18 protein-coding genes are annotated in these 22,078 nt (G+C 34.5%); 6 read left to right on the top strand and 12 right to left on the bottom strand.

The genetic code is table 11. The features are described from left to right. Positions 1-126: 126 nt before the first annotated feature. Genes VFM92_RS12400 through VFM92_RS12410 form a run of 3 tightly spaced genes read right to left on the bottom strand, consistent with a single transcriptional unit; the run spans position 127 to position 4,735 of the window. Entirely contained in the window at positions 127-690 is a 564-nt protein-coding gene (locus tag VFM92_RS12400) for a hypothetical protein (protein WP_325122539.1), read from the bottom strand. Between the two features lie 21 nt (positions 691-711). Then, positions 712-1,956 (bottom strand): McrC family protein, encoded by a 1,245-nt coding sequence (locus VFM92_RS12405; RefSeq protein ID WP_325122540.1) that lies wholly within the window; start codon positions 1,954-1,956, stop codon positions 712-714. After that, the gene (locus tag VFM92_RS12410) at positions 1,949-4,735 is read right to left on the bottom strand and encodes an EVE domain-containing protein (RefSeq protein ID WP_325122541.1); all 2,787 of its coding nucleotides are present in this window, start codon (positions 4,733-4,735) and stop codon (positions 1,949-1,951) included. The genes VFM92_RS12405 and VFM92_RS12410 overlap by 8 nt, the downstream gene beginning before the upstream one ends. A 287-nt stretch (positions 4,736-5,022) precedes the next feature. On the opposite strand from VFM92_RS12410, the gene VFM92_RS12415 reads away from it, so the two are divergent. The 6 genes from VFM92_RS12415 to VFM92_RS12440 all read left to right on the top strand — a co-directional run bounded on the left by VFM92_RS12415 (position 5,023) and on the right by VFM92_RS12440 (position 13,607). Further along, positions 5,023-8,715, top strand: coding sequence for a DUF7149 domain-containing protein (locus VFM92_RS12415; RefSeq protein WP_325122542.1), 3,693 nt, complete (start codon positions 5,023-5,025; stop codon positions 8,713-8,715). 1 nt (position 8,716) lies between these two features. After that, a complete protein-coding gene (locus tag VFM92_RS12420) occupies positions 8,717-10,168 on the top strand; it encodes a P-loop NTPase fold protein (protein ID WP_325122543.1) in 1,452 nt (483 codons plus the stop codon). 32 nt (positions 10,169-10,200) lie between these two features. Next, positions 10,201-11,091, top strand: coding sequence for a hypothetical protein (locus tag VFM92_RS12425; protein ID WP_325122544.1), 891 nt, complete (start codon positions 10,201-10,203; stop codon positions 11,089-11,091). Positions 11,092-11,096: 5 nt separating this feature from the next. Next, a complete protein-coding gene (locus tag VFM92_RS12430; RefSeq protein ID WP_325122545.1) occupies positions 11,097-11,918 on the top strand; it encodes a HipA family kinase in 822 nt (273 codons plus the stop codon). Further along, complete coding sequence (locus VFM92_RS12435; protein WP_325122546.1) at positions 11,915-12,769, top strand: hypothetical protein; 855 nt, start codon at positions 11,915-11,917, stop codon at positions 12,767-12,769. Before VFM92_RS12430 ends, VFM92_RS12435 begins: the two co-directional genes overlap by 4 nt. 139 nt (positions 12,770-12,908) lie before the next feature. Continuing rightward, positions 12,909-13,607: a hypothetical protein gene (locus VFM92_RS12440; protein WP_325122547.1), complete on the top strand. Its 699-nt coding sequence runs from the start codon at positions 12,909-12,911 to the stop codon at positions 13,605-13,607. 87 nt (positions 13,608-13,694) lie between these two features. Here the strand turns inward: VFM92_RS12440 and VFM92_RS12445 are convergent, their stop codons facing one another. The 9 genes from VFM92_RS12445 to VFM92_RS12485 form a co-directional block, all read right to left on the bottom strand. Further along, positions 13,695-14,705 (bottom strand): rod shape-determining protein, encoded by a 1,011-nt coding sequence (locus VFM92_RS12445; protein WP_325122548.1) that lies wholly within the window; start codon positions 14,703-14,705, stop codon positions 13,695-13,697. A gap of 52 nt (positions 14,706-14,757) precedes the next feature. Then, positions 14,758-15,144, bottom strand: a complete 387-nt coding sequence (locus VFM92_RS12450) for a GreA/GreB family elongation factor (RefSeq protein WP_325122549.1) — start codon at positions 15,142-15,144, stop codon at positions 14,758-14,760. Positions 15,145-15,955: 811 nt separating this feature from the next. Beyond that, positions 15,956-16,360 carry a GreA/GreB family elongation factor gene (locus VFM92_RS12455; RefSeq protein ID WP_325122550.1) on the bottom strand — a complete coding sequence of 135 codons (405 nt, stop codon included), beginning with the start codon at positions 16,358-16,360 and terminating at the stop codon, positions 15,956-15,958. Between the two features lie 24 nt (positions 16,361-16,384). Next, on the bottom strand, positions 16,385-17,683 hold the full coding sequence (locus tag VFM92_RS12460) for a Glu/Leu/Phe/Val dehydrogenase (RefSeq protein WP_325122551.1): 1,299 nt from the start codon (positions 17,681-17,683) through the stop codon (positions 16,385-16,387). Next, positions 17,676-17,936, bottom strand: coding sequence for a hypothetical protein (locus tag VFM92_RS12465; protein WP_325122552.1), 261 nt, complete (start codon positions 17,934-17,936; stop codon positions 17,676-17,678). The genes VFM92_RS12460 and VFM92_RS12465 overlap by 8 nt, the downstream gene beginning before the upstream one ends. Before the next feature lie 962 nt (positions 17,937-18,898). Beyond that, a complete protein-coding gene (locus VFM92_RS12470) occupies positions 18,899-19,303 on the bottom strand; it encodes a GreA/GreB family elongation factor (RefSeq protein ID WP_325122553.1) in 405 nt (134 codons plus the stop codon). Beyond that, positions 19,300-19,482, bottom strand: a complete 183-nt coding sequence (locus VFM92_RS12475) for a hypothetical protein (protein ID WP_325122554.1) — start codon at positions 19,480-19,482, stop codon at positions 19,300-19,302. Before VFM92_RS12475 ends, VFM92_RS12470 begins: the two co-directional genes overlap by 4 nt. Before the next feature lie 141 nt (positions 19,483-19,623). After that, positions 19,624-20,967: a sigma-54 dependent transcriptional regulator gene (locus VFM92_RS12480; protein ID WP_325122555.1), complete on the bottom strand. Its 1,344-nt coding sequence runs from the start codon at positions 20,965-20,967 to the stop codon at positions 19,624-19,626. A gap of 4 nt (positions 20,968-20,971) precedes the next feature. Next, positions 20,972-22,063, bottom strand: a complete 1,092-nt coding sequence (locus VFM92_RS12485; RefSeq protein ID WP_325122556.1) for a HAMP domain-containing sensor histidine kinase — start codon at positions 22,061-22,063, stop codon at positions 20,972-20,974. Between the last annotated feature and the right edge of the window lie 15 nt (positions 22,064-22,078).

Here is a 22,078-nt window from a genome sequence, read left to right on the forward strand (position 1 = left end):
GAGCTTTTTTAATGGGTTTCATGCATCAATATTTGCAAGGTTTCTGTCAGGAAAATACGAAAACTTGCAAAAAAATCAAAGCTTTTTATTAATTAAATAATTGATAATCAATGTATTAAATAGTTTTTAAGGGTCGACTAAATACTTGATAATGTCACCTTTTCTAGAATGTCCTTCTTTTGGAAATATGATAAATCTATATCCTTTAGAGAAATGGTCTCCAACTTTTTCTTCATTGAGACCTACTCTAGGTGCAGAAATTATTTTTTCATGCTTATGTTTAAATTCTTCCAAGCCAAAATTTAATTGATGATTTAAAGCGGAACCAAAGGCTTCAAATAAAGCTGTAACCGATTTCAATGGGCCTGCAATTAATGGCTTATCATTTGAGCCATTCATCAATTGAATTGCCTGGATTAAAATCCCTCCATACTCTGTTTCATCACCAAAAGTGATGTCTAAGCCACTACCATGAAAGTACCATTCCCCACAGGTAAGCTGTCGTTTGTGTGCATGAACAGAATCGTCCACATGATTATCTCGCTTAAAGTAAAACTCAATCGCACAAATACGAAAAGATTTATCACCAACCTTCAAAACACTATTATTGAGTAATATTTCTGAGATTCTCTCAAAATCTTTTAATGGATATGATGGATTCTCTATCTTTAATATTTCTTTAAGTTTCATAATCGATTGAATTTTTATAAATCAGACTCTCCTTAATTGTTCTAGCAATTCAATACCTAACCCTCGATTTACATCTCCATTTTCTCCTATCACATTTAAGTAAATAACTTGACAGCTCATTTGCCTCCCCGAATCTGTGAAGCCTTTATGGTATGTTTTAGCTTCGGTAGTAGGACTGTTTTCAGTTCGTGGATATAGTAAGAATCCTTTTTCCACATCCCAGTATTTATTGTAGGCGAAAATTTGCCTTAAATCCTCATCAGAAGGTTCGGCATTATCATTGACCTTCCACTTTGTATCGGCTACATACTTTCTATCTTTATCTTGAATAATCAAATCAGGTTTCATTCTTCTACTCCCCCAAAATAACTCTGAGGCTTGATAATTCACATCTAATTCTTCCTGAGCGGATTCTTGCAGCGTTCTGAAGATGTATTCCTCCCAGAGGGCATTCATATTAAACATAATCGCCAACACATTATTCTTACCAGATGATATATCAGGAGAGTAATTCAGAATAATCATCTTAGCTATTTCAATAGCTTTTGTATAGGACTGGGTTTTGCGGTTATACATTAAATTTTCGAAGGTATTTTCGGTGATCGGTATTCTTCTGATATCAGGAAAGTAAAATAATATTCTTTCTACTTTATCGGATAAAATGCTGTTGCTTAAACTTGATTTCAAGATCAGCAATGCTTCGAGTAGAATTTGATTTAAAAGCGTTTCTCTATCATAGATTTGATGTCTTGTGTAGAATCGCTCTTTATGTACTAAGTTTTTTGTGAGATGCTCATTGAAAATTAAAGCTCCTTTCAAGGCTTTCAAGTTTCCCTCTTGCTTACGGTAATTTTTTACTAATCCTCTTTTAACTAATGCCTCAACTTGATTTAGAAATTCCTCGATATATAAATGTAGTATGGAGTAATTCTTATATTTCAGTGATGCTTCTATAAAAGTATCAACCTTCAGCGCCCTGGTTTTCCTTAACATTGCTAATAAAACCTGATGCCAGTCAGCTGACTCACTATTTTTATCAGTTTTTGGTAAAATTTCTATTGTGAGATCAAGCACTTGAATTACACCCACATACTGATTAAATAAAATCCCGTCTCGGATCAATTTAAAATATCGATCCCCACCATTATTATCATGATAATCAGCCAAGGCTTCGTAATGCCTTTTCTGAAACCAACTTTTTGACCATCTCAAGCCTTCTTTGTATTGGACACCCGTAAATTCATAGACTCGGTGTACCTTACTCATTTTCACTTGGATTTGAATAGTAAATGGATTTCACAGCTGACAAGAAGACATCTGCATTTACATTCCTATAATCTATAATCTCATAGAGTTGCTTTTCTTTAAATAAGTGCTGATCCTCATGTTCAAATTTACCGAAGCTTACTTTATGACCCTGTGATTTCTTTACAAATTGATCGCCCAAAACAAGACCAATTTTACCAAAATCTCCATAGAAATATTCTTCCAAAAGAGGAATTACTTTATTATAAAAGATATTCTGAAGTTCTTGAACAGTATCCTCTGCTCCTACTATGGTGAGGAAATAACTGTGACCTATTCTGTGATCTTTATCAATCAAAAGCTCGATTCTGTCATTAATAGTCGTTAGAAGAAGGGAGAGATTAATCCCTGAGAAATCTACGTCATTTAAGTCTGATATCTGACTTACATCCTTACCGACCTTTTTCCACCTATTCCAAACATCCCCTTTTCCACTTTCAGCAAACTTTGCTTCTACACCTAATAAACTAAACAATGACCGTTCAATACTTGCATAAGGCTCATCATCCCATTCAGAATCTTTATAATCCCAAAACAGCTTCCATAATAAGTGTTTTGAAGATAGAAGTTCAGATTTGGGAGCAATTTCAGTGAATGTAAAACGTCTTCGCAGCGCGGTGTCCAGTGCTTCTACGCTGCGGTCGGCTGTATTCATAGTGCCAATTAAGTGCAAATTGGGTGGGACACTGAATTTGATAGATTTATCGTAAGGCAAGCTTGTCCAAATCTCCTGCTCTCCTCCAATTCTTTTATCCGCTTCAATCAAAGTAATGAGCTCTCCAAAGATGGCAGATATATTCCCTCTGTTTATTTCATCTATGAATAAGGCATAAGACTTTGCATTTTTAAACTTCTCTTTCCTATTGGCTTTTGAATCATGATAACATTCAGTGAAAGAGTTATATCCAGCTAATTTCAAAGACTCTACGCAGGCTCTATAAAAAATACCCTTCTCAATGGTATAACCCAAATCTGAAGAATCATCTAATTCGTTTTCAGCACTACTCAGTTTTGGTTTAATACCTTCTACAAAATCTTCATAAGTGAATGATTGGTGAAATGTAACGAAATTGAATCGTTCGACTTCTTTTTCTTCCTTATCTTGATTTTTATCAGCATTTTCGATTTCATCAACAATATCTTTAATATCGGTTAACTCCTGTTCAATCAATTCTTTATTAACTGACCAAATTGAGCCTTCTGATTTGCTGAATATGATAGGTTCTTGCTTTTTTGAGTAATTAGTATTGTCAGAATGTGATTGTAATTGACCCCAAATAATTTGATTAGCTTTGGTGGGCGTATCAGGATTATGTTTAGATAAAAGAACATCATGCTCCACCAATTGAGGTACTTTTGAATCTCCCAAAATATACAGAACTGCAGCTATCAATTTCCACCAAGGATGGTTTTCAGCAATCTCTTTCAAAACTTCCTTTTTATCCTTCTTAACTGCCTTATCGGTATAGTTTGCTTTAAGTTGATTAAGAAAATAGGTTTTACCTGTGCCTGGAGGCCCGTAAAGGATATTATTTAATCCTACTACCTTATTTTCGCTGTCCATGTTTTGAGTTTCGTTATTCATAATACCTAATAATCTTTCGTAATAAAGGTGGTAATTTGGATGTTGAGTTTCGTAATCTGTAATATCAGTAAATGTCTTCAGAGCTAAAGACTCATTGAGAAGCCAGCTTCCTTTCTTTTCCCAGTTTACTTCTCTAAGGCTTTTATATTTAGATCTGCTATCATCAAATTTATAATCTGAAGAAATGTAGCCGTACCCTAATAATTCATGTTTACCTCTTTTTACAATTACCAAATCTCCGACCGATGCGATATTTCGAAACTCATAATTGGCTGTGGCATCGTTCTTTTTTGATGAACTTTCCCCTGTTTGTTCTCTGAGTGTTTTAGCTATTTCTTCTTTTGTATCATATTGAATTAAATCTCCTAGCTCATCCCAACCAATCGCCATGATACCATCCTGATAAAATTCTTTCCACAAATAAGCGCCTTCTCCCGGTGAGTAAATCCATACTTTATAATTTACTCTAGATTCCGCCATTTTCCTTAGAATGTCAAACTCTTCTTTGGTAGCGCTAAAATTCGTCCCTTGATTTCCTACTTTCAGATTGTCTAATCCTTCGATTGATTTAATTTCCTCTTTGCTAATTGGATTCTCAATAAGGTTATGAGTGACTTTAATATCTGCTTGATGTGCTATTTTATTCTCCTTCTTCCAAAGTTCAGGATCTGAATCAGAACCTTCGTAGGGTTTAGAAGTTATTTCGGCTAAAGCATAGCAGCCTGATTCTTTTCCAGTTAACCATATAATAACTTTATCACCTTTCTTAATTTTTTCTTTATGGCTGCGAACTGTCCAACTGTTCAGTTGATCATTTTTTAAGGCAGTATGAATATCGAAATGATCGGGATTTGCTTGAAAAATCCAATAGTTACTATTTTTCGAATCAACAGTTGGTAATTCGCCTCTTTCAATGATCTCAAAACCTAGCTTACTTAGCCATTTATTTGTGGGAAAACCACCTGAGTATTCCCATAGATGCTCACCATTCATCTCTTCATGAGCATAGCGCATGATTTCTTTTGGTGGATATGCATTATCATTAATGATTACCTGATATTTTGTTGCTCCCTTAAGATCAATATCTTGTGCTTCTATTCGATCTACTGCTTTGAGTATATGTTCTTTGGTGATTAAATCCGGTTCAAATGACATAAATTGATTTTGATTTCATTTTAAATTCTTTAAGCTCTCATCCCTTTTAAAAACTTTTGCAGGGACTTTTTCATTTTGGCTTTGATTCTTTCTTTTATGTTTCCTGCTTTGAATATCTTAGGATATACCTCTAAATATTTAACCAGATTTGTAATTACTTTTAAGAGTTATCCAATTTCAATTACATATTCAATAATATGAATTTCTTATTTAAACTTACTCCTTATTCCCAATAAATTCCCTTAATTTAAAGGTTGAATGAACTTTAGTACCCATTTTACCCGCTTATGACTTATAATATCCTGACTCCCCGAAAATCGCTGAATAAGGCTTTTCTGAAAGTTAAACCCAATCGTTCACAGATTGACAGCTTTAAGCATCAGCTTTCTTCGCTTTTGGGGCAGATTAAAGAGGGAGAATCAGAGGAATTTCATAAGAATATTATTGCCGACTTTCTAAAGAAAACTTATTACGATCCCGATTACTACATCAATACCAAAGGTCGAAATGATCAGGTAATTCATAATGGAAAGAATACGAAAAGCAGTGTGGGCGTAATTATTGAAGCTAAAAGTCCTACCAACAAAACGGAAATGCCTCTTAAGGATAAAATCAACACTAAAGCCATGCAGGAATTGGTGTTGTATTTCCTTCGAGAGCGTATTACTCAATCGAATACAGAGGTTCGCCATTTGGTGATTACAAACATTCATGAATGGTTTGTTTTTGATGCGCACCTATTCGACACCCTTTTTGCACGGGATAAAAAACTGGTCAGTAAGTTTAAGGAATTTGAAGCGGGTACGCTTTCCGCTACTAATACAGAGCATTTCTATAAAGAAATAGCCAAGCCCGCTATTGAAGCAGTCGAAAATGAAATCAGCTTTACTTATTTCAATATAAACGACTACGATAAGGCACTGAAAAGTAGTAAAGAGCATGACAGCAAGCTGATAGTACTCTACAAATTGCTTTCTCCTGAGCATTTGCTCAAATTGCCGTTTGCTAATGACAGCAATTCCTTAGATAAAGGCTTTTACAATGAATTGCTCTACATAATGGGATTGGAGGAATTTCAGGAGAAAGGAAAGAAACTCATACAACGAAGACCTGAGAAAGATAGAATTTACGGTACGCTCCTGGAATCTGTAATATCCAAACTGGAAAGCCGTGGAGAGTTGCACCGATTGGACAATCCACAACAGTACGGTAAAAACACGGAGGAGCGTTTGTTCAACGTGGGATTACAGTTGGTGATTACATGGTTAAACCGTATTCTATTCTTAAAGCTACTGGAAGCCCAATTATTGGACTACAATCAAGGGGATAAAAGCTTTTCCTTTCTGAGTTTGAAACGGATCAGCAATTTCAATAAACTGGCAGATTTGTTTTTCAATGTACTGGCAGTACCCACCGATAAAAGAACCCCAGCTTTTCAAGAAGCTTTTGCCAAAGTACCTTATCTAAACTCAAGCCTTTTTGAAGCCAATGAACTGGAAAATCGTGCGCTTCACATTGATACACTGGATGCCAGTGAAAGCATTCCAGTAAGTAAGGGAACGATACTGAAAGACCCTAAAGGTAAAAGATTAAGTGGTGAACTACCCATTTTGGAGTACCTATTCTCTTTTCTGGAATCCTACGATTTTAGCAGTGAAGGTTCCGAAGAAATACAGGAAGAAAATAAAAAACTGATCAATGCCTCTGTATTGGGATTGATATTTGAAAAGATTAATGGCTATAAAGACGGTTCGTTCTTTACTCCAGGCTTTATTACCATGTATATGTGCCGAGAAACTATCAGAAGAGCGGTGGTGGAGAAATTCAACACTCATTATGAATGGAAATGCAAAGATTTTGGTGAGCTTAAAGAAGATTTGCACGAAGAAATAAAGCAGGGTAATTTGGGTAGAAAAGCCGTGCGAGCACAAGCCAATCAGTTGATAAACGAATTGAAAATATGTGACCCTGCTGTAGGTTCTGGTCACTTCTTGGTGTCGGCTTTAAACGAATTGATTGCCATTAAACATGAGTTGAGCATACTTTGTGACAGAAATGGTGAACCGCTTAGCGATTATCAAATTAGTATAGAAAATGATGAACTGATTATTACTGATTTGGAAGATAGGCTGTTTACCTACCAGCCTACCCATGACAATAGCCAAAGAATGCAAGAAGCCCTTTTTCATGAAAAGCAGGATTTGATTGAAAACTGCTTGTTTGGAGTAGATATTAACCCTAATTCGGTGAAAATATGCCGCTTAAGGCTTTGGATAGAGTTGTTGAAAAGTGCGTACTATAAGCGTGCTGATAGGGTGCAAAACTCCTCTCCTGTTTGTGATGCTGATTATGAGATAAGGGAATTGGAGACTTTACCGAATATTGATATTAACATTAAAACGGGTAACTCACTGATTAGTCGTTTTGGTTTGGATGAGGATTTAAGCAAGGCTTTAAAGAAAAGCAAGTGGAATATCAGTACTTACCGTAATGCGGTGGACAGCTACCGTAATGCCGTAAGCAAGGATGAAAAGCGGGACATGGAACGCTTGATCAATGATATTAAAAGCGATTTCCGTACTGAGATTAATAAAAATGACCCAAAAATAAAGCGTAAAGCCAAATTAGCTGGTGAACTATACAACCTCACCATGCAGCAAGGCTTGTTTGAAGTCTCCAAAACCGAGCAGAAAAAGCGCAAAAAGCAGATTGATAAACTGGAAACCGACATTAACAAGTTGGAAACTGCTATAGAGGAAATTAAAAGTAATGCCATTTATGAAAATGCTTTTGAATGGCGATTTGAGTTTCCTGAAGTTTTGGATGATGAAGGAAGTTTTATTGGCTTTGATGTGGTGATTGGGAATCCGCCTTATATCCCTTTAGAGCAATTTGATGATAAAACAAAAGATTATTTTAAATCCAATTATAGTTACGTTGAAAGGAAATATGAAACATCAGTATTATTTACCATTCTTGGACTAAGAATTTTAGGTAATAAATCATTATTAGCTTATATAGCTCCTTTAACTTGGCAAACAGGCGAAAATTATATTGAATTCAGGAAGAAAGTTAATACCGACTGGGGTATTGACACTATTATAAACTTACCATTTAACATATTTGCTGACGCTTATGTAGATACTGGAATATTTATCTTTTCTAATCAACCAAAAGAAACCTACAGAATTTACTCTTTCTCTAAAAAGGAGGATCATAATGAATTGAAAGGTCTAGAGTTTAAAACTATCGATTCAAAGCTGTCAAGATTTTCAAAATACAGAGTAATACTTAATGAGAATGTATTTGAAATAATATCTAGATTAGATAAAGAGCAATTTGCCCAACTTGGGGAGATCACTTATTCAACCCAAGGATTGTCGCCTAGTAGGTTTCCGCCTTTAAGGGAAAAAAGTATAGTTAAAGACGAATATATTTTTCCATATCTTAAAGAGGGTAACGCCTATAATTACCATTTAAATATTCAGGAGACATATCTTACTTCTTTGGAAGAAATGAGAAACTTAATCCCATTTTATGGGAAGAAAGAAAAGATTTTAATTCGGAGAATTATAAATAGACAAGATAGATTATCTGTTGCATATACAAATGAGGCTATTGTTTTTAAAAAGGATATTAACCCTTTTATTTTGAACAATAAAAATTTTTCAACAAAGTATGTCCTTGGTATTTTAGCAAGTAAATTTATTTCGTACTACTATGTTAATGCTTCTTCAATAGCGCTGAAAGATGATTTTAGGCAAACTACACTAAGCGAGCTTCGAGAAATACCTATTCCTAATTTAGAACCCTCTGATCAAAAAGAAATAATTAAAATAGTTGATCAAATTTTAGAGATAAAAAAAGAAAATCCCGAAATCGACACCACTTCCTTAGAGCAAGAGATAGACCAAATGGTTTATGAGTTGTATGGGTTGACGGAAGAGGAGATTAAGATAGTGGAAGGGGGTGTTGGGTGATATGGAGATTTCAACGGAAGAAATATCAAAATCTTTTCTGGAACATTTAAAGATGTCTGAAAATAACCAAATTCTCTTTTCTGGTAGATTTGGGATAGGTAAAAGTTATTTTTTAAAAGAATTTTTCGCTGAGAATAGTGAAAAATATACAGTAATCACCATAAGTCCTGTAAATTATTCAGTTGCTTCTAATAAGGATATTTTCGAATACATAAAATATGATATTTTATTTGAGCTGCTTAAAAAAGGAGTAGTAGATAAGGAAAATGATCTAAAAAATACGGAAAATGCATTTGCGATAATTCAATCCTTAAATATTAAAGCCTTTGGAAGCTTTTTAAAGATGATACCACAAATTGGAAAAGATTTATCTAACATCTTCGAAGGATTAACTGAGTTAAAAGATCACTTAGAGGCTTTTAAAAATGACCTAGATCAAGAGGAGAAAATAAAAGATTATTTAAAATCATATACTGAAGAGATAGGAAGCATATATGAAGAAAATTTTATTACATCCTTAATAAATGAGTTGTTATCTAAATTAAAAACAGAATATAAAGAAACAGTACTTATTATTGAAGACTTAGATCGATTAGACCCTGAACACATATTTAGAATCTTAAATATTTTCTCCGTTCATACTGATTTCCAATCAGGCAGATTCAAGTTTAACTTTGATAAAGTAATTTTAGTCTGTGATATAAAAAACATTCAAAATATTTATAAGCATCGCTACGGCTCAGATGTGGATTTTGAAGGCTATATGGATAAATTTTATTCACATTCAATCTTTCATTTTAAAAATGAAGAAAATTTACGTAATGAGATTAGAACAATAATTACAAATTCTGTTCATCCAAATGAACAGAATTTTTATAAAACACATGTTGATTACACCTCGGAAATTTTAACAGCAATGTGCATGCATGGTGAGTTGACCCCAAGAATGTTGGAAAAACATTTGAACTTTAATTATAAATCGTCAAATCAAAAAATAAACACGATGATTGACCACTTGAGTTACACTGAGGGTAGGAAATTGAATTCTTTTCTAGTAGTAGAATACTTAACTAAAATTTATGGGGGTTTAGGCAACCTTAAATCTAAAATAAACATACTAAGAAAATATAAAGTTAAATCCAAGTTTGGTATTTATCACCATTTAATTGGAGACACGGTTTACCTTATTGATTATTCAAAAAACAATCTGAATTCAGATAGAGGTAATGAGTATGAAATTGATGTAGGTATTAATAGTGGAAATTACAAGATTGTTTACAAAGGAAATGACAGAATTATATCATCAAGTAGCAGTGATGCTCAATTATTAAGTATAACTGATCTAAAGACGGAACAGGAAATTGAGCGCAAGGATTATCCGCAATTCTTTTATGAACTTTTCTACAAATTATTAGAAAAAGTCGAATCTGAAAAATTATTCGATTTTGATTAAAATTCATTGATTAGAAAGCTAAACAGCCATAAATGAATAAAGATTTTAAAAGTCTTATTGAAAAACTCGAAATTGACAAAAGCTATATTCAGTTCCTAAAAGGTAAAGGAATTGACCATTTTTTCCCAAAAAACTTCTTCACCCTCAAAACTGAGCAAGAAAGATTAGTAGCTTGGGAAAATATAAAAGTAAGTCTCAAGGATATTGGAGAATTCAATAAAGTTGCTAATCCGTATTATATAGGTTTTGGTAATCCAGAAGCTGATTTGCTGATAGTGGGACAGGAAAAAGCCTTTAATGCCTTTAATAATCCTGAATTAATGCTATATGAAAGCATCAACAACTCATTTCAATGGTCAAAGATTATCGAAAACAATGGAGATGTCTCAGAAATTAATTTTGACCCGAGAAATCCAAGAATTCATCATACAGATAAACAAAAGGGAAATCATACTTGGTCTAAGTATTCCATCTTAGTAGATGCTTTTTATGGTATTAATTCCTGCCATGAAAACATGAAAAAGGATTGGAATCAAAATTCTGGTGATACTTTATTTGATAAGGCATTTACAACCGAATTAAATGTAACCCCAGCTACCAGTAATTCAGGTCTTCATTTGACAAGTGAAAGAGAGAAATTATTAAGTAATTCCTTCTTTAAAAATTTTAAGGTGGTAGTTTTTGCTATTGGTAGTCCCTCAAATAAAGAAGTAGTAAAAAAGATATTTTCTGATGCTAAATTTGAAAATCATGATTTGGGTAGTTATGGTACTAATAAAAAAAGAGAGGTTGCCATATCCAAAAACACCTCTCAAATTATAGTAATATGTAATCAGTTGAGTGGTAGTAGTGGCTGGAGGAATGAGCATATTGTAGCTTTAGGGGAGAGATTGAGGGGATTGGTTAATATGAATACTATGTAAAAATTATGCGATCACTCCATTCCATAGCGCCCATAGAGAAGAAATATGAAACAAATGGAAGTAAGCCGTTTCTCATTCTAGCTGATGATTTTGAGTACTATGTTTGTAAGTACCCACAGCATCCTCATGATCATAAATTGGTTAATGAATTTTTAGGACAGCGATTTGCTTTGGAATGGGGAATTAGAGTACCTGAGCTTATTAGGATTCAAATTGCAAGAGAGCATATTCCTGAGCGTATGTTGGGGGATGGACTTAATTACATTAATCTACAAAAGCCTATTATAGGTTTCAAACTGATACCTGATGCCCTGGAGTTTATGGATCATTTTGCTTCCGGAATTGAAAAGAGTGAATTAAATAAATACGACAAATCCGCCTTTTTAACGGTAGCTTTATTTGACTGCTGGTTGAGTAATGATGATCGGAATCATAATAACACTAATTTGTTTATTTCTTTTGAAAACAATGAATATAAACCTATTGCATTCGATCATGAAGCCATTTTTAATACCAGTAATTTAAGCCGTGGAATATTTGAACAAAGTTACCAAGATTCATTGTTATACAGTCAATTATATCATCGCTTACTGCCGAACTCGGAGAAATCTCGTGAAATAATCAAAAATATTTGTGCATCTTTGCATGATAAAGTTTCAGAATGTGGCAAAGTATTAGATGATATCGTTGAAGAAATACCTGAAGAATGGCTAAGCAGGAAACAGGAATTAAGAGATAGCTTAGCTCAATATCTTTTTACTGAAGAATGGTTAAAATCAGTAGAGAATACTTATAGAACATTTGCTTCGTTAACTTTAAAACCATGAAAACTTTATACTGCATTATATATAGCCCTTTGAATGTAGTGGGTCATGAGCGCATAAATTTTGCTCTTTTGATGCTCAATAGTGATGGAGAGGTCTTTTATGAATTTTCATCTGAGAAACTAAAATTAGCAAGAAAGCTCTATTCTAACGAATCTTTTAAACTCTTAACAGGACAACTTGAAAGCCTACGATCTAAGTTGGCAAAGGAAAGCGAGCAGTTGAGTCATGTAAAAGCATTTAATTCTGAATATTTGGATTACCTATCCAGATACAGCAATAATTTGATTGCTTTTACAAAGCCAATGCCCATTGAAATTGACGTTAATCAGAAGAATTTTAATTCTTTGTTTGAAAGGATCATTTACAAAGATAATAGAGCATTTAAGCCAGATGTTATCACAGTTGCGAAGGGAATTGCTCTCATTAAAAAGGACTTCAGCCCAAAAGTTAAAAGTAGGGTTAATATTGATGTGGAACTGAAAGCAGAGCAATATGATTACATTTTATTCAATACTCATATTGATATGATTGGTCGAAATGATAAGCCAGTGCTCAATCAATTTATTGAATTTGAAAATGATACTCCTGCTAAGATCGAGAAAAACATTAATTCCTATTTAAGCCTTATTAAGCCATTTGAAATGCATGATGGTAAAGTAGGTAAATATTTTATGGTTGGTGACGAACCTTCTAAAACTAAAACCCAACACCATCTTATTTGGGAACATTTAATGGATTCCAATCTGCTCAAAAAGGATTTGTTGGAATTGGTTCCTTCAAAAGAAATTGATGCTATAGAGGACTACTTAAATGAGCATGATGTGAAACCCTATTTCAATGATATTGAATAATCAAATACAATAATAGAACCCCTTCTTACACTTAAAAGCAAAAATTTTCGAAAACCAAGAAAGCAAATTACTACAATACGAGTTCGGCTCAGCCCTGAATGAGGAACTCTATGAGAATTTAAAGAGAGGTCCAGGCTTTATGGAAAGGATAAAACCTTTGATTGAGCAAGGAGCTGATATTAATGCCCGGAATTCAGATAAGGAAACTATTTTTCAGGCTACATCAGATTGTTATCCCAAAATGGATTATGATGTGGTGCGCTATCTGGTCAATGAAGCGGGAGCAGATATTAATGCTCATGATGATGAGTATGTTACTAGTTTGTATTCCTTGGCTTTGAATGAAGATTCTGAGCGTTTGAAATTATTCCTAGAGTTGGGCGCCAATCCTAATACAATAACACCAGACACTTTCGAGACTGTTTTAGATGATATTGAATCGCTTCATTATTCTGCCTATGAAGTTTTTGGCCATAAGGATGAGTCTTTACTGGGGGCAATGGAAATCTTAAAAGCGAATGGGGCTAAAAGTGCTCATGAATTATTTGCCTCTGAGCCAAAGGAGTATCTCGCTGTGAATATGTTTTACCCTACATTTTTGGTTTCTAAATATGGACAATTGCATGTGGAGGATTTGACTAAGGATCCTGCTGTTTTAAAAGCGTTTGAGGAGTTAGAAAGACTTAAAAAGCAGTATGAAAATATTGGTAATGATAAAAAGCAATTAGCGTTTTATAAAGGGGTTGTAGAGAATCATGTTCGGAGAATTAATGTGTTTTTGGAGGGCTTGGATGTTTTGAAGGGGGTGGAGGTTGTAGGGTTGAAGCCCCATCCTTAGTCCTTCTCCCAAGGAGAAGGAGACTGAGCGAGCGATGTGGTTTTAAAAGAGTTTTTTCCATTCGGGGAGGTTTTGAGATTTACCTTATTATTTAAAAATAAGTGCCTTATGTTGCTCCATATCGGACAGGACTATTCCCATACCTCTAGATACTGATAACAATGAATGACCTGCTAGATGCACTTTTAATTGTATTGAGGATTCCAGACGTTCTTTGAGACCCTTTAAGAGTGCTCCACCCCCTGTCAGATACACCCCATTCGTATATATATCACCTGCTAATTCTGGAGGGCACTGTTCTAAGGTTTTGATGACAGAGTCTTCAATTTTTGATATCGAACTGTTCAATATCATTGCAATCTCCCTATAATTCAATCGAATTTGCTTAGGTATTCCAGTTAGATTATCTTTCCCCACAACGGTGCATTCCTCATTTAATGGCAGGCTGCTTTCACTTGCAGCACCAATTTGTAATTTGATTTGTTCTGCAGACTTTTCGCTAATTGTTAGGATATATTTCTTTTCTATATAATTCCTGATATCCGCATTAAAACTGTCACCACCTACCTTTAAAGCCATATATGTAACTACACCTGACATTGAAATTAGACTGATCTCCGTTAGTCCTCCCCCAATATCAATTATCATCTTCCCATCAGGCTCTTTTATATTCAAACCCATCCCCAAAGCTGCGGCTAAAGGCTCAAATATTAGTTTAGTGTTCCTAGAGTTGAACTGGTCTAATGAAAGGCGCAAAGCTCTTCTTTCTACTTCTGTAGTACCATATGGTACACTCGCAATAATATTATGAAATCCTAAAATCGATCTATTTGGATAAACTATTTTTACAAAAGCATTTAGCATTTTCATAGTGGCATTTAAATCAGCAATAACCCCATTTTTTAAAGGTCTTATTACTTTAGTATCACCATTAATTTTCCCTTCCATCTCAAGTGCGGCTTTACCTGCAAGTAAATAGCTATTCTTTTTACTATTAAGTGCTACCACTGTGGATTCTGAGAACAAAGTATTAATCGAGCTCGTGAGAACTGTATTATTGTTACCTAGATCGATCGTAATATTTCTTTTATTAGCCATGAGGATTAATTTGTATAAAGAAGGGCCGTTGTTGCTTCATTTTTCGGCCTTATTAGTTCACGACATTTAAAATTTTAATTGTACTTTTTCCTTTAGGCAAGTCCCAATCAACTTCATCTCCTTGTGCATATCCAATTAATGCCGACCCCATTGGCGATAAAAGAGAAATTTTATTTTCATTTATATTTTTTTCTGTTGGCTTCACCAAAATAATGTTGTTTCTTCTGCCATACAGAGTTTCCACATCCACTTTACTCCCGATTTTTATTACATCAACTGGCATTTCATTTTCTTTTTTTACTATAGCTCTAGAGAGTTCTTTAGTTAATTTAATTATCCATGCTTCATTTTGTGTTTCATCTGAAGCTAAAAATTTCTTCACTAGATTTTGAATAAACTGATATTCCTTCTCCTCCAGAATTATTTGATTGTATTTCATAATGTTATAATTATTTGATTTAGACTTTTTATTTATTTGAACAAATGAAGCATTAGCTTCCATTTGCTATAGAAGAATAATACTTAAGACATTGCTAATCGATAAGCTAGAATTAAACTTTTTACGTATATTATTTGATAAGAATTAAAACTGCTGTCGCTCTATTTACTTTTAGGCAGATGCTATTGTTCATATTATTAATCAAGAGTCTAAGATTTTTATTGATAATGGTCACAATGAAAAATTTCTGCATCTTTTCGATACCAAGTGTAATTATCAGGGAACTCACAGTTTTAGCATAGCCTACTGGCTTTATCACCATTTACAACTGAATGTGTATCACCTTCAATTAATGCCCGAGAAAAAGCCCTATTTTTGCTACTTATTGAAAAATCAGAATAATTTCATATTAAACCATTATTTAGCCTTCTATTGCTCCAGTTAGTTCGATTAACAGTAGTAAAAGAAAAAATATCATTAGTTACACTTTTTCATGGCCGTAACAAAAGAAGATTGCCTGGGGTAAAATTCCTTCCCGGGGTATAATTACCCACTTCTAATCAAGATTAAATAGGTTATGGACAGATGTCTAAATCACAAAAGTCGTGACAAACAAGGATAATTCTGATCTTACTTTCATGACTTTAATCATTATCGGTTCTTAGAATTTCACAAAATTCCGTTGCTTCACATGAAGCAACGGCTTTTCTATCTACTGTCTTATTGTTTTGCATTAGCATTGCTATTAACAAAGAATCTAAAACATTTTCAATATTATCTTTACACGATCACTATAAGAATGAAATCCTGATTAAGTATTGACAGCTTTGGGAGCATTTTTAACCTCAATAATTCTAATTTTTCCTTTTCCTTTTGGGAATATCCAATTTACTTCATCTCCAGTTCCATAACCAAACAAGGCTGAACCCATTGGAGATAAAATAGATATTTTATCCTGAGCAATATCTTTTTCTGCAGGAGCTACCAATTGAAGGCCGGTTTTAGGACCGTATGGGGTCTCCACACTCACCATGCTGTTAAGTCTTACGATATGTTCGGGCATTTCTGCTTCCTCTTTAACCTTAGCAAATTTTAATTCCTTTTTTAAAGTCTCCAAGCTAGTTTGGTTCATTGGGTCAGCATATCGACTATTCTCTATGATGCCTGATAGCCAATGGTATTCATTTCTCTCTACTATTATATTTTTGGTTTTCATTTTCGATTTTGTTTAAGTAATTAATTAAGGGAATATTCCGGATTGCTCATAAGCATCAGCTATTCGAGAAGTAGCCTCTATATAAGCAGCTGTTCTCCAGTCTGTATCATGCTCTTGTGAGCGAGTTAAAACTCGTTTAAACGAATTTGAAATCATGTTTTCGAGCTTTTCCAACACCTCATCTATCTCCCAAATTTCTCCATTTCTGTTTTGTAACCACTCAAAATAACTAGCAATTACACCCCCGGAATTACAAAGAATATCTGGAATGATATCCACTTTTCGTTCTTGTAAAATTGAGTCTGCAATATTGTTCACTGGGCCATTAGCCCCTTCTGCTATTACTTTTGCATCGATAGTATAAGCGTTATGTTCAGTAATCTGATTCCCCATGGCCGCTGGAATACATATATCACACTTCAACGCAAAAAACTGATCATTTTCTATGCTTTCCGCACGGTCATAGCCAATTATTTTATTTTGATTATTTCTGCTGTAGTTTCTTAGTTCTTCCACTTGGATACCGTCAGCATTATACACCGACCCACTTTCATCTTGAACAGCGACCATTCGTGCACCATATTTTTCCAAGTAATGTGCAGCCCAGTATCCTACTTTTCCATATCCTTGCAGAATAAAGCTCATTCCGTTTAATGAGAGTCCTCTATATTCGGCCCATCTTTTTAAGCTTACAACTACACCATAACCAGTCGCTCGGTCTCTGCCCTCAAGGCCACCTGCACTTACTGGTTTTCCCGTGACCACATGGTGAATTCGAGACCTTTCATCCGGTGATTTGGTAGAAGCAAAAGTGTCTGCAATCCATGCCATTGTTTGAGCGGTGGTATTTACGTCTGGAGCAGGTATGTCATACTCAGGACCGATATTATCACCCATAGCGTAGGTGAACCTACGGGTTATTCTTTCCAGCTCTGACTTGGAATACTCTTTAGGATCTATTTGAACTCCTCCTTTAGCTCCACCGAAGGGTAGCCTTGCCAGAGAGGTCTTATAGGTCATCCAAGTGGCCAAGGCCCTGGATGTATCCATATCTAAATTTTCATGATAACGCAACCCTCCTTTATATGGTCCCAAAGCATTATTATGTTGAACTCTAAAACCTCTAAACGTACGAATGTTGCCGTCATCCATTTTTACCGGGAAATTGACCACAATTTCATTATTGTTTATAGAGAGGATTTTTCTTAGCCCCTCATCTAACTGCATTATATCGGCAGCTTTTGAAAATTGGCTTTTCACGTTCTCTAAAAGACTCTCTTGTTTAGTAGTCTTTTCTACTACAAATTCTTGATTATTACTCATAATGTTCACAATAAAATTTTATATTTTTTTCATCATACCATTGACATTCAGCCACTAAACTACATGAAGCACACAATCCGCTTTTTTGTAAGGGATTAACAGTTGTTGATTCTATTTCTGCTTTCGGTTTATTTTTTGGTTTTGATACACTAAATTCAGAACAATCCCATATTGTACCCTTTGCTGTTTTCCAATAACAATTATTAGCATACTCGCATGTGCTACATATACTTTGAATTTCTCCTGTCATCATAAATATTACAATTCTGAACCCATCATTACAATAGGCATACCATATTTGTAAACAGTTGATATGCAGTGCTATAACAAACTGATAGCTTAGAGTTACTGATTGTTTTTTACCCGATGTGGTACATTTTGAACCAACAGATATTTTTATTTATTTAGACCGGTATTCTGATATTGGCTGTCTTGTTGTTTATATGTTCCGATTTCCATTACATTAGAAAAGGCTGTTTCTCTGGAAACAGCCTCACTGTAATTAACGCTTGATCATCTTCTGGATTTACGTTTTTTATTTTTCTTCTCTTCTAGTTTACGAAGGATCTTTTCTTGCTTACGTGCTTGATGATCCTTTTTGGAAGCTTTTAAATTGTTTCCCTTAGCCATAATAGTAAATTTTAAAATTGAAAAGCTGAAAAACCAATGGACTTAGTATGCGAAATTCCATATACCGAGTAATGTCACATATACCATCAGGTACAGCGTATTTATTTTAATATGAAGAAAATGGGGTGTTTGAAGCACACTCGTGGGTGCTTCTTTAAGAGAGGAAGATAATTTTTGCTTTTTTAAAATCAGTGTACATTTTTCTCGTTTTTAGAGCTGCAACTAATCAAATAATAAGTTAATGATCTCAGGATTATAATGCTATAATCCTTGCATATTCTTATTAGTAAAGATACCGCTTTATTCTACATAATACAATCAAATGTGAGACAAAATAGTATATAAAGACAACTGGCCAGATAGTGCTCCTGCGGTCTCAGCAAAAATACTATATTCCCAATCATCTTATGAATTTACAGATTTAATCTTAACATTAAAAGTTTGAAATTTTTTAAGATAATTTACCTGTCTCTTCAATTAGTTGTAAGAGTCAATTTCCTTAATTCTGAACTTATTTGCTAATCTTTTCACATGTATTGAATAAGCACCGAGCTTGCTTATCCTAATATGTTTGACTGTTTTAGATTAATCAAAAATCTTTATAGGTGCATTTTTCACCTGAATTATGTTAATTTTTCCTTCTCCTTTGGGAAATAGCCAATCTACTTCATCTCCTTTTGAATATCCGATTAAAGCAGAACCCATAGGGGAAAGTACAGAAATTTTATCCTCGGAGGAATCGCGCTCAGCTGGAACTACCAGTTGAAGGTCTTCTTTTGGGCCGTAAGGAGTTTCAATGCTCACCATGCTGTTAAGCCTGACCACATCAATGGGCATATCTGCTTCATCTTTTATATTTGCTCGTTCTAAATTTTTAAGCAAATTTTCTAAACTAGATTGATTTAATGGATCGGTAAAATTTTGGTTATTGATTACTCCCAATAACCAATGATATTCGTTTTTCTCTATTATTAATCGATTCTTTTTCATTTTTTAGGTCTTTTTATACTAAAATTTTCATCTTTCCTGTTATTTACACTTGATAAAATGATTCGTAATGCCAGTAGAAAAGAATCGTTTTTAGATTGATACCATATTTCATCGGAGGCAATTCTAAATTTTATTAGATTTTTCATTGCTACGCCATTAATGGCTTTTCTGGAAAGCATAATTATTAAATACCTTTTTATACTCATCTGATTTCTCCAATGTATGCAACTAGCGTACCATCATTGTAATTGTCAGGAAATCAATGCATAATGAGGATGTCGACTACTGAGGGGTGGCACGTATAGTACCACTGTGAGACATTAGGTGCCGCTAATGTCTTTGAGTTTTTCGCGAAGTGTCTTTCTATTTATTCCCAAGATGGATGCGGCCTTTGTTTTGTTTCCATCCACAGCTTCCAAGGTTTTTATGATATGTCTTTTTTCCACTTCTTTTAGTGATAGGAAGCCTACAGTAGGATTTTCATCTGTTGTCACAGGATGACTTTTAATATATAGAGGCAAATGTTGCTGCTCAATTTTTTGATCACAAAGGATAATAGCCCTTTGTATTATATTTTCAAGTTCACGGATATTACCCGGCCAAGAATGACGTTCTAAAATTTTAGCTGCCGTATCCGATAAAACAATGTTCTTTTTATCATACTCTTTGCTAAATTTTTGTAAAAAATAGTTTGTTAATTCAGGGATATCGTCTTTTCTTTCCCGCAAAGGAGGAATGGAAATAGATATCACATTTAGCCTATAGTAGAGGTCTTCCCTAAAATTTCCGGCCTTGCTCATGCTGTATAGATCACTATTGGTAGCGGCAATTATTCTGGTATTGATGGGGATTGGTTGATTTGTTCCGATTCTGGTAATTTCTTTTTCTTGTATCACTCGTAACAACCTAGTTTGCACAGCTGGGGAAGCATTTCCGATCTCATCAAGAAAAATAGTTCCTCCATCCGCGGCTTGAAAAAATCCTTGTCGGTTATCAATTGCGCCTGTAAACGAGCCTTTACTGAAACCAAAAAGCTCACTCTCTAACAAATTTTCAGGTATAGCTCCACAATTTACCGCAACGAAAGGGCCTTTACTGTTTTTTCCACTATAATGTATGGCACGAGCGACCAATTCTTTACCTGTACCGCTTTCTCCTGTGATTAAAGTGGTTACTTTGTTATTATTCACTTTAGATATGAGGTACATGACCTCTTGTATACCTTCAGACTGACCTATGATCCCCCAAGTATTGGCAATTGCTTTCTTTTTTTCAGCAGGTTTTTTGTTCAGTTGAGTAGGTTGTTTCAATGCTTTTTGAACGGCATCTTTCAATTCATTGACCGTAAAAGGTTTTACTAAATATTCTAAAGCTCCAGATTTAACGGCTTCAACTGCCCCTGCTACTGAGGGGTATCCTGTAATTACTAAAACTGGGATTTCAGGATAGTTTTTGGCACTGTATTTGACCAATTCCATTCCGTTAGTGACCGGCATTTGTAAATCAGTCACCAATAAATCAACATTTGAATTTTCTAAGATATCTATTGCATCCTGCACGGCTGATGCCTGAAAAGTAGTGTAATGCAGTCGGCTTAATTGCCTTTGTATTACCTCTAACATGTCATAAGAATCATCAACGATAAGTATGCTTTTTTTGTCCATGATATTAATTTAGTGGGAATGTAACCTCAAAAGAAGTGCCTGTATTTTCCTTAGACACAAATGATATTTCTCCTCCATGACTTTTTACAATTCCATGGACTACACTCAAACCTAATCCTGAGCCTTCGCCCGTAGGTTTGGTTGTGAAAAAGGGTTCAAAAATTTTATCTTTGAGACTATCCTTTATCCCATGTCCTTCATCCTTTATGGTAAGTGAAAAATAGGAGGTGTTATTTTCTATAAATACAAATATACTTTGACCAGCACTAGAAGAGTGTATGGCATTGATCAATAGGTTAAAAATTACTTGCGTAAACTGTACTGGATCCACTTTCGCCATTATATCATGACTACCTTCAGTGAATATAATTTCCACCCCGGCATTTTTACTGGTAAATTTCAGTAGATTTAAAGCTTCTATTATCAATGAATTGATAGATACCTTCTGCATCTGTTGTGGCATCTCACAAGAAAAGAACATGAGCTTTTTTACTATTTCCCGGGAGTGTATAGCTGAATTTATGATCTTTTCAGTATCTTGAGCAATCTGATGATCAGCATTGTGTTCTTGTATGAGTTGAGCATAACCTAGTATGTTGCCGAGGGGTGTATTGAGCTCATGTGCAATTCCAGCAGTAAGTTCTCCCAGAATTACGAGTCGATCACTATGCTCAAATTTCTTTTGCAACATTTCCTCTCTTTCTTTTTGTTCGCTCAAAGCAATGATCTTGTTAATTTCTTGAGCTAGTGTTTTAATCAGGGTTACTTCTTCTGGCAGGAACACAGATTCATTATACAAGTTGGCATCATAATGAATGGCAATATAACCTCGATCTACATCATCAATTTTAAGGATATATTTTTGGGAAACATGCTTTTGCGGTAAATGATCTGAGAAGAAAAATTTTGAATCAAGGTTCAGTTCAGCAATAACATGTTGTGGATGCCTCCATGCTTCCGGGAGAGATTGTACGATAGCTTGTAACTTGTCCTCTAAATTTAGGTTGATATTTGCTGAGATATTTGAAAGTTCATAGAGACAGCTAAGCTCTTTAATTCGTTCATTTAGGGTATCTATTAGTTGATCATTGGACATTTCCTTGAGTATGTA

This window comes from Marivirga sp. (assembly GCF_035704835.1).
GTDB lineage: Bacteria > Bacteroidota > Bacteroidia > Cytophagales > Cyclobacteriaceae > Marivirga.